Below are 11,710 nucleotides of genomic sequence, written 5' to 3'. Positions count from 1 at the left end.
ACCGATGGCCTGCTGGCTAACAACGTCATCGACAACACCGGCTACACCGCTGGCACGGTCTGCCTTCAATTGGTGGATGCCAGCCCCACCGTTCAGGGCAACCTGCTGACCCAATGCGCTTATGGACTGGCTTTGGCAGGCCACTCCCACCCACTGGTGAACAATGGCAACCGCATTGTCCAGAATGAGTATGGCATATTCAACGATGCCAACTACAAGAACACGGCAGGCGAAGTTCCCTTTCCAGTGGTCAATGGCAACGAGATCCACAGCAATAGGGCGTTCAACTATTATCTGCATCAGTGGTACTACTACCCTAATTTTGCAGAGGTTGACTTGAACGCTCGTGAAAACTGGTGGGGAACTACGGATGAGGTACTAATCCGCGACAAGATTTACGATTATGAAGATTGGTCTTCTGCACTGCCAAACGTGGATTTCAGCAATTACCTGTCTTCACCAAGCACAATAGGCGGCGATAATGAACCTCCTGTTATTACCAGTATTTCTAATGGCGCAGAGATACGCTCAGGTAAACTGGTCGTTAATGCCACCGATAACAGCGGTATTAAATCTGTTGACTTCTTGCTGGATAATTCCATCTTAGCTTCAACTGCACTGACCCAGGAACGTTATCAGACCACCCTGGATTATTTATCCATGACACAAGGAAACCATGTACTAAAGGTTACTGTGCATGATGCGTATGGCAACAGTACCTCCAAGATTATTAACCTAGCCATTGACTTCCTCGCACCAGAAAGCCCTGTCATTCAACAACCGGTTGACGAAAGCCAATTCAGCAGCTCAGACATTCAGGTTACTGGAACGGCTGACTACAAGCTTAAGGCGCTAATCAATGTCGACAATGATACAGCCACCACCCCAGTTAGCATTGGCGGAGAGAACCAAGCCAATACAGTCCAGTTGTTCCTAGATGGCAACACGCTTGGCGAGGCCATCGCTGTTGACACTAATGGCGTTTTCCAGAAAACGGTAAATATCGCTTCACCGGGCGGAGCACTTACTGCAAAACTGGTGACACCTTTAGGGACAGAAAGTGATGCCAGCGCTGCCCATACAGTATCCATCGGCAAGGCAGGTCTGGTCATTTCGTCTGTTACCTATAACGGCGCGGCATTCACGGATAACACGGAAATCAGCCAGTCAGGCGAAATATCCATAACGGTGGCTGATGCGGCACGTGTGAGTCTGGTGCTAGATGGCGATAGCTTGGCAACGGATACCAACCCTGCTAATGGCTTCTCATTCCCCCTTCATGTCGGAACACTGACCGATGGAACACATTCTATCGTCATAACAGCCTATGACACCTTTGACAATGTGACGGTACTGACTATCCCGTTTACCTTGGCTCTTGCCGCTCCCAAAGCTCCGATTTTGACATCACCGGAAGACAATCTGGTTACAAATCAAACACAAATCCAGGTTGCAGGCACTGCCGAGCCTTCCACCACTGTCAGTATCTTAGTGAATGGTTCCAGCAAAGCAGATTCAATCATAGTTTCAGCAAATGGAACTTTTCAGACAAAAGTTCCTTTAAGCGAAGGCGCGAACAGTATCACCGCCATCACCAGCAACCGGGTCGGTCAGAGTCCCGCCAGCACAGCTCTGACCGTGACGTTGAATCCAGCCATTCCAAAAGCCCCAACGCTGTCACTGAGCAGCACTGCCAGTGGTGAAATCCAGTTGCAATGGACTACGGTCAGCGCGACACCGGAAATCGTCGGCTATCGGCTGTACCGTTCTATCAACAGCTTTGACAATCTGGACAATGCGGTGCAGTTGACTAATGAAAACCTAACTTCCAGCACTTATACCGATCTGCCGGACACGGATGGGGATTATTATTACCGGGTTGTTGCCATCAATGCGCCCGGAACCGCAAGCTCCCCCTCCAATCAGGTGCAAGCGACAGTCGACACCACACCTCCCCAAGTACTTGCCGTTCATTATCAGACAGACGGCGCAGTAGACCAAACGGGCGGGCGTTTTGGCGTCGGCAAGGTGACCGTTGACGTGGATATTAGTGAAGCCGTAACAGCCACTCCGTTTTTCAGCATCACCCCAAATTTGGGATCCCCAATCCCGGTTTCGCTGAAGAAGTTAGCCGATACGCACTACAGTGGTTCATTTACCATCACATCCGCGACACCTTCGGGAACGGCTTACGCGGTATTCTCGGCAACGGATCTGTCAGGCAACCGCGGAACCCAAATCACGCACGGTAAATCCATCTTCGTTGATAACGATGCCCCCAAAGTCATCTCCATCAAGTTAACACCAGAGACGCCAATCAAGAATGATGCGGCCAATCCGCAAACGGTAACCGTTGTGTTTGAGCTTGACGAATCCATAAAAACCGGAATCCAGCCCAGCATTGCTTGGATGTTGAGTTCCACAGGCGATGCAAAGACGCCGATAAACCAAATTCAACAGCTTCAGGAAAAACAATGGCAGGCCAGTTTTACCCTGCCAGCCAGTGCGGGGCAAGCAGGCTCTGAAACACTCAGTTTCGTATTTAATGCGGAAGACGCCTTGGGTAATAGCAGTTCCACTATTACGACAGACAATGCCTTCCCAATCTATCAGGATAACTTGCCACCACTTGAAATCCCCCAACATCTGGCTGCCCTTCCCCAACCGGGCGGCAAGGTTGTCCTGAGCTGGGATGCAGTTCCAGGAGCATCTGACTATCAACTATACAGAATGGCGTCAGGTGAACAGGAGCTGACGCCACTAGTCCGCAGCGGAAATGTGGTCAGGCATGTTGACCAGACTTCACAGGATGGAGACTATCAGTATGCAATAGCCAGCATTTACACCCATAATGGCGATGAATCAGTCAGCTCTGTCAGCGCTGTTGTCAAAGTATCAGCAGACTCCACTCCCCCCAGCCAGCCGCAAAACCTGAAGCTGGAATTGACCGCGCAAGGCATCATAGCTAACTGGGATACAGCACCCGATGCAGGGAAAATCCATTATCGCCTGTACCGTTCCGAACTGCCCCAGATCACTTCGGTTGCAGGCATGACGCCGGTTCTTGACAATATTACAGGACTGAACAGCATTGACGCAGCGCCTTCACAGAATGCACATGCCTATACAGTGACTGCTTTTGATGAAGCTGGAAACGAATCCATCCCTGCGGTATCAGCATACCTCAACTTTGCTCTGTTGCCAGTCGCCCGTTTCAGTGTTGCTCAGACTGATGGACAACAACCAGTCCTGACATGGGTGCACACGTCGCCGGAGTCAGTTAATGGCTATAAAATATCCATCATATCACCGGATGTGCCTAACCCTGTGGAACTGGATCAGCATCTAGCAACCAGCTATACCGATTCCGGCTACACATTGGGGGAACGGACTTATGACATCGTAGCGTATGACGCCAACGGCGCAGCAAGCCTGACGCGCAGGCTGACGCTTCCATCCTTATCTGTAACGCTGAATAACGGCATGACACTGGATCGCGGCCTGCTCAACCGTCTGGTTTTCACAGTCCAGAATACAGGGAGTACCCCCGTTGGCGCTGCTGAGCTGGAAATCAAGATCAAGGATCATGTGGTCAAATCAGCAGCCTTCGCAGTTGCTCCGGGAGCCAGCCAGCCCGTTGAGGTAGTATTGCCAGGTTATGCTGACCTTGACCCAGTATCGGCATTGGTTGAAACCATCCGCCTAAAACCGGATGAAACCTCCAGTGTCGAAATCAGCCATTCCCAAGAGATTACCGTTACCGATACGGCGTTGACAGCGACGTTGGCAACCAGAACCTTCACTCGTGGCGCAAGCGGTGAAATCCAGTTTACCCTGACAAACTCATCCGGTGCGCAAGTAGAGCTGATCACAGGAGTTGAGTCTGGTAAGCAACCCTCTCCTAACATAACGATGAAACTGTTGGATCAGGATGGCAATGTCCTGTCCACCCAAGCATTTGCCCAATTCACTGGCGCGGAAGTTGTGACCCTATCGGATGGAACCAGTATTGCAAAAATACCAGCGGGTGCAAGCTTCACCTCCCAATGGTTCCCAGTGCAGGTTCCATCCTCGTCGCCGAACACCATCAAAGCACAGCTTGAAATCAGCAAACTGCATCATGATGTTGGCAAACCGGATGCCGTATCGCTGGATGTCAACATCCAAGCTCGCCAGAACGTGTCGCTCACCGATACCAGTTATTACGGAACTGTCAAAAGCATCAGCCCGACCAATTCGTTTGGCGAAAGCCCAATTGAGATTAAAGGTCAGGCCATCAACTGGCGTACAGGCTTACCCGAAGCCGTGGCATCACTGAAGCTGGTACTTGCCGCTAACGGATTTGAGCGAATCATGAATATCACCACAGACGCCAGCGGTAATTTTACCTACCCATTCGTTCCGCTACTTGGCGAATCCGGTCAGTACCAAGTTTCAGTGATCCACCCTGATATGTTTGAACGTCCGCAACAGGGGCAGTTCACCATCAGCAAAGTTCTGTTCAATTACAACAGCATGGATCTGCACATGCCACGCCTGTTGAAAAAGGATGTGCCACTTGAACTCACCGCAGGCAATGCGACATCACTAACAGGGCTAGTATTGGAATACAAGGCCGCTGACCAACCCGGCGGGGTGCTGGCACAAGGCATCAAGGTGACGATTGGCGACCTGCCTGACCTCCAGTCTGGTCAGACCATGGCGGTTCCTCTATCCATCCAGGGCGGCGACAACGCCAGTGATACCGGCAAGCTTGTCCTGACCCTGCGCAGCGCGGCTACCGGCAGCAAGCCGCTAGCGTCCTTGACAGTTAACTACACGTTCTCTGCTGCCGAGCCATTCCTAACGTTTGAACCAGTGCACCTTAGAACGGGAGTTGTGTTTAACTCCTCTGTATCGGAGGAAATCGTCCTAGAAAACAAGGGACTCATACCGCTAGAAAAACTTCAGCTTAACCTGCTCACCAAAAATGGCGGCGCAGTACCCGCTTGGGTAAAGCTGATGTCGGCGGCATCACGGGACAGCCTTGCTGTCGGGGCGAAACATACCGTCCAGTTACAGGCAGAGCCCAACAACACAGTGGTGGAAGGCGTCCATGAGTTTATCCTGCGAGCGACTAGCGCCAATTTCCAGACCGTCGACATGCTGGTATCCATTGCGGTGACTCCAGCGGGCACGGGCAGTGTAGCCTTCAATGTGTCAGATATTTATACCGCGACACGGGATAGTGAGGGCAACCTGACCAAGGGCGTCAGCAATGCCCGTATCAAGCTGATCAATGAAAAGGTTAGCAGCATTGAAAATAACTTGACTACGGATAACACTGGGGAGGCTATGTTCCTGGATATGCCTGCGGGCACTTACCAATACCGCATCAGCGCGGACAAGCACCAAGACAAAACTGGGCAAATCCAGATCAAGCCGGGCGTAACCGTATCCGAAAAGGTGTTCCTTGAGTATCAGTTGGTGACGGTGGAGTGGTCAGTCAACGAGATCACCCTCAATGACCGCTACGACATCACGCTTAACGCCACCTATGTTACTGACGTTCCGGCTGCCGTCGTGGTTGTGAACCCAGCTAGTACAACCTTGCCCGACCTAGAAAAGGGCGATGTTTACAATGGTGAATTTACCATCACGAATACCGGTCTGATTAGGGCGGACAACCTCAAGGTTGCCCCGCCGAACAATGACCAGTTCTTTGATTATGAAGTGCTGAGTGGTATCCCCAAAACACTGGAGGCGAAACAGTCCATTACCGTTCCCTACCGAGCCGTGATGAAACAGTCCTTTACCCCGGATGGTTCTGGCAGCGGCGGAGGCTGCGTCACTTACCAGCAGTGCGGAGAGGTTGCCGCAACTTCGGAATGCGCTAATGGAGAGACCAGCAATACCAGCAGCCCCTATTGCGTAACCCACACTGCGGGGGATTGCGACAGCGCTTCTTCCATACCGCCAAATGTTGGCAGCGGCGGTATCAGTGCTTGGCTATGGGACTATGGTGGTGTTGGTGGTTACTCATATTCCTATGAGGAATCAGACAACGGTTCCGGCATGATTCAGTGCCGGGGCAACAACGGCTGCGGGGGAGCAACAGGCAATGGAGCCGACTAATATGCAGGCAATAACTAGAAAAGCATTTCTGCCCCACACTTTTTGCAATGGTATTTCAATGAAAAAGACATCCGAAATCCTGATAAGCCTATTATTGATGCTGATGATTTTAGTGTCATCTGTATTCATGGCAACCACAGCCAGTGCGGAAGGCTCAGGAGTATCGATGTATTCTGGCGGCTTCGGCAAGGCCAACCGATCCGGCAAGGTAAAAAAAGCGGGCGGTGATTATAACAATGCTGTTTACGAAGAGGAGATCACTGATCTTGCCGTAAAAGTATTGGGCGGTACCGTCAAGCATACCCGCTACCTTTCCGGCGGCGTGACCCAGTTCAATCCCAACTGGGTGAATCTGTCCCTTGAGTTCTCCGAAGAAAAGACATCCTTCCTTCCTATAGCCCTGAAGCGTAACCGGTATAAATATGAGCGTCAGGGTGAATCCGAAACCTGGGTATATGACGAAAGGAATTACATCGTCAAAACAACAAACGGCTATCGCTGGCATGACCGCGAAGGCGGCTGGATTGATTACGACAATGATGGCGTTACCCTTGGCTATGGCGACCGGAACAATGTGCAGGTAACGTTTACCCGTGACACTAAGGGGCGTATCGCCCAGGTTCTGGATCACTTCAAAACCCCAGTTTTAACACTCTCGTACTATGCGGACACTGGCTGGCTGGAAAAAGTTGCAGATTACACAGGGCGTCAGGCCAGTTATGAATATTCCGCCATTCCGCTGATTGGTGGTGGTACAAGTTCTGGCACGGTCTATCCTACCCTTGAATCTAACGAAACTAGCGATCCAGTATCTTCCGGGACTTCATCACGTGGCGTGATATACGGAGGGCGCTTAACCAAGGTTACCGATGTTAACGGACAGATATGGGTTTACAGTTATGGCTCCCTTTACCTGCTGACCAAGAAAACCGGGCCGGGAGGGCAGGTCATTGATATCGGCTATGGGGGACTCGCCGATGACCAAGGTTCGGGTGGTGGCGGCAGCGGTGGAGCCAATATCGCTGTATGCACAGACTGGGTGGCCGAATCTTGGGAAAGAGGCGGAGACGGGAACTGGAAAACCAAGATGAAATGCCTTTCCAGCTCCTCTTCCGGAAGCGCTGTCGTTATTGAGTCTGACCCTAATGCACAGATTCAACTAAACCCGGAAGACCGGGTTGACCCGGTGATCAAATCCATTAAGGTTAATGGCGAGCAATTGCGCCGTTATATCTACCTTTACAACAAAGTGAAAAAACAGTGGGTACGTGGTGTCCAGGATGGCGACGGCGGACTCATCGTTACCCGCATCAATGAGCAGGGCGAACTGCTTGAGCTGATTCGCAATGGTCGCAGCACGGAAAAGATGGTGATTGCGGGCAACAGCTACACACTCATTGATGAAAATGGCAATAAAACGGCAACACAGAAAGACAGCTTCAGGAATGTAACCCAGATCATTTATGCTGATGGCAGCACGCGCAGCACAGCTTGGAATACCGAATACAGCCTACCAACATCTTTCACCGATGAAAACGGCAATGTAACCCTGTATGAGTATGATGCTCATGGCAACCTGCTGAAAGAGACTGAAGCGGCTGGCACTGCTGAAACCATTGTCACCCAATACGAATACGACCAGTACGGCCAAGGAACCAAAATCATTTACGCCGATGGTCGTGTCGAGCAATGGACTTACGATGACAAGGGCAACGAAACCACCTACACCGATGGTGAAGGCTATGTCACCCGTTACGAAGACTACGATGCGGAGGGCAATCCCCGCAAGATCACCGATGGGCGTGGCAAAGTCACCCTGTCTGAGTATGACAATGCAGGCAACGTGACCCAGGTGACCACCCCTCTCGGACATGCCACCAAATACGCATACGACGGGCGGGGTAATCTCGTCAAACTCACTGACGCCCGGCAACAGGAAACAACGCTAGTTTACGATGTCCGCAACCGCCTGATCGACATCCATAATCCGCTGGGTGCAACCACGCATATTGGGTATAACAGCCGGGGCTATATCACCAGCATTGTTGATGCAACCCAAAAAACCGTACTGAAAGCTGAGTATGACCTAAATGGTCATTTGGTCAAAACCATTGACGGCAACGGCAATGAAGTCAACGGGGACTACGGCTATCTCAACCTCAAGCCTTACAAGGGGCTGTTGAACGAAACACACTATCCCGGCTATAGCACAACACTAGAGTACGACAGCCTTAACCGGGTAACGCGGGAAACCGATCAGGCAGATGGTGAAATCCCACGCACCCGTAGTTACAAGTATGATCTGGCGGGCAGTCTGGCACAGTTCACTGACCCAAATGGTCATGTTTCCAAACTGTTCTATGATGCTCATCAACGCGTGATCCGCCATGAAGACAGAATGCAGCAGAGTACCCAGTATGGCTATGACATTCACCATAACCTCAATCAGGTCACGAATGCCCGCAATGAGCAGATACGCCGTTACGAATACAATGATAGGGATGAACTAACCAAAGAGATTTTGCCGGACAACAGCGAATACCGGCTGGAATACGACGCCAACGGCAACGTCATCAAACAGATTGACGCCAAGGGGCAGGTCAGCACCTATGAATACGATGACGATGACCGTCTGATTAGCAGCAGCTACTTCGACAATGAAACCGCCAGTGCAGGCATCGCCAACGCCAAAAAAACCATCACTTACGGCTATGATGTGTTGGATCGTCTCACCAGCTACGACGATGGTGTCACCTCTGGTAGCTATACCTACGATGCGGCAGACCGCCTTACCCGTTGGACGATCAACTACGGCAGCTTCAGTAAAACGGCTGCTTACAGCTATTACCCCAACGGCCTCAAGAAAAGCTTTACCGGCCCGGATGGCATAACCGTCACCTACAGCTACGACAACAACAACCAGCTACAGACCGTCAGCATCCCCGGTCAGGGCAGTTTTGTGGTCAATGAAAACCAGTGGATGGCTGCCAAAACCGTGACCTTGCCGGGCGGCATCCAACAAGGCAGGGAGTATGACGGCTACCTGCGTCCCCGCCAGATCAATGTTTCCAAAGGCGCGGGAACCAAGCTATTCGATTACCAATATGAATACGACTCGGCTGATAATATCACTGCACAGAATATCCAGACTGGCAGCAAACCGGGGCAACGCCATTTTGAATATGACTCAAAGGAACGGCTCACCCAATATACCCTGCCGGGGGATAACGGTAGCACTGAGACTGTCAATCTTGGCTATGATGCTGTTGGCAACCGCAGCAGCGACAGCCGCGATGATTATCAGAATCCGGGCTGGGACTACGACGCGCAAGATCGCCTGACTCGGCGAGGCGACCTTAACTATGGTTACGATGCCAACGGCAGCCTGATCAGCATTAGCCATGCCACGCTGAATTTGCAAAAAACTTTCGTCTACGACCATGTAAACCGTTTGCGTGAGGTCAAGGCAGCCGATGGCAGCTCGATTGCCAGTTACCAGTATGACCCATTCGGTCGCCGTATTAGCAAGACCGTCAACGGCAACACCACTTACTTTTTTTATGCCAGTGAAGGTTTGGTCGCTGAATTTGACGCCAGTGGCAATGTTACCACCCGCTATGGTTATAAGCCGGGCAGCACTTGGGGCACATCACCGCTTTATATCCAGCAGAACGGCTATACCGGTTACTACCTGAATGACCATCTGGGAACCCCGCAACAGGTTGTCACTGCCAGCGGCACAGTGCTGTGGGATGCCAGTTACACCCCATTCGGTCAGGCATCCGTCAACACGAAAACCATCACCAACAACCTGCGGCTGGCGGGGCAATACTATGATGCCGAAACCGGGCTGCACTACAACTACTTCCGCTACTACGACCCGGAGATCGGCAGGTACATCACCTCTGACCCGATTGGTCTGGCGGGCGGCATCAATACCTACGCTTATGTGGGTGGAAACCCGCTGTACTGGATTGACCCGTTAGGTTTGTCACCAAGCTCTAGCGAAGCTGGGCAGTTTGTTGATTGGCTATTGAACCATGCCAATCAGGACATCAGCGACCAAGGCGGGTTGGGTGCTCTGTTTTGGGATATGACCGCCGCTAATGTCATTGACGCTTTTAATCAGTTCGCCGGAGGCTGTTTTGAAGATGCGCTGACATCAGCCGCCCTGGCAGTTTTCAAGCCGTTTAAGCTCATCAAAAAGCTGGAGAAAAAATTCTGTAGCTTTGAAGGCTCCACCCTCGTCGCCACGCCGGAAGGCTATCGGGAAATTAGCAGCTTGAAAGAAGGTGATCTGGTCTATGCCCGCGATGAAAAGACCGGGGAGGTCGCCGCCAAGCCGGTCAGCCACGTCTTTGTGGAAGCCCACGACTCTGACGTGCGGCTGCTGACAGTAGCCTCTGTTTCCGGTGAAACAGTCATCACCACCTCCGACGAACACCCGTTTTTCGTAGAGGGCAAAGGCTGGATTCGCGCCGATGAACTCCAAACCGGAGACCAACTGGTCAGCCTGAAAGGTGACCGTCTAACCCTGAAAGGCAGCGAACGCCTTGATTCTGCCATCGAGATGTATAACCTCGAAGTAGCAGACTTCCACACCTACGCTGTCTCAGACCAAGAGTTGTGGGTACATAACACTTGTGTTCTAAAGGACACAACAAGGTTCATAAATGGTGTCAAAGTTGTAGACAAACGTACAGGAACAGTCCTAGATGGAACTGTCGACTTAAAGCCAACTTTGGATAGAATAAAATCAGGTGAAAAATTTCCTCATCGGAATGACGGTTCGATATTCAAAAATAAAGAAGGGTTATTGCCAAAAAAGCCTGAAGGCTATTACACAGAGTATGTACATCCAACGCCTAATGTAAACGGTCCAGGGCCTCAAAGAATAATAACAGGAGCAGGTGGTGATGCTTATTATACCGCTGACCACTATGGAACTTTTATACCTATTAATCCGTAATTTACAAGATATATTATGAATAATTTTAAATTTTCCGAAAATATTGAAAGTTACTTGGTATCAGCAAAAGATATATTTATAAGTAAAATTGCATCTGGCATTAAAACACGTGATGAGCTTTTTACTTCACTTTACAACACTCTATTGCTACCAGGCTATTTTGGATTTAATTGGGATGCATTGTTTGATTGTTTACGTGATTTTCATTGGATAGATGAATATTTGGTAATAATTGTGCATGAGGATTTACCGACACTATCTGAAGAAGAGCTAAGAATATATTTACATCTGCTAGCTGATGCGTGCTTAGATTGGAAGATAGATGAAGAACATAAACTAGAAATTGTTTTTCCTGAGTCAGTTCGATGTAAGGTTGAACACTTGCTCAGTGCAGATTAACACTTGACAAAACGGTACAGTATATTTGGTAACAGGTTACATATAGTTCTTCAGAAATTCCCAAAGAACTAAATTTTTCCGGTCTGCTGATGATAAAAGCAGTATTTCGGGAGTATTTTAACAGTGATGGAACACCAAGAATCGCGCTGTATGGCGCTTCATAGTGCGGTTACTGCAAAAAACTGTGGGAAGAGTGGGAAACGGGGTAGCCATCAAGTTGATGGCGTT

Annotated in this window: 3 protein-coding genes; all 3 read left to right on the top strand. The window is 50.4% G+C overall.

Annotated elements, in window-relative coordinates; translation table 11 throughout:
• A partial coding sequence (locus BLV87_RS19410) for an Ig-like domain-containing protein (protein WP_175517937.1) occupies window positions 1-6,114 on the top strand: 6,114 nt, incomplete at its 5' end.
• A gap of 58 nt (window positions 6,115-6,172) precedes the next feature.
• Window positions 6,173-11,083 carry a polymorphic toxin-type HINT domain-containing protein gene (locus BLV87_RS12855; RefSeq protein WP_175517936.1) on the top strand — a complete coding sequence of 1,637 codons (4,911 nt, stop codon included), beginning with the start codon at window positions 6,173-6,175 and terminating at the stop codon, window positions 11,081-11,083.
• Window positions 11,084-11,098: 15 nt separating this feature from the next.
• Window positions 11,099-11,482 (top strand): barstar family protein, encoded by a 384-nt coding sequence (locus BLV87_RS12850; RefSeq protein WP_093069293.1) that lies wholly within the window; start codon window positions 11,099-11,101, stop codon window positions 11,480-11,482.
• Window positions 11,483-11,710 lie beyond the last annotated feature (228 nt).

Source organism: Thiothrix caldifontis (assembly GCF_900107695.1).
Lineage (GTDB): Bacteria > Pseudomonadota > Gammaproteobacteria > Thiotrichales > Thiotrichaceae > Thiothrix > Thiothrix caldifontis.
The sequence above is the reverse complement of the archived record's forward strand: the minus strand, read 5'-3'. Positions and strand labels throughout refer to the sequence as shown.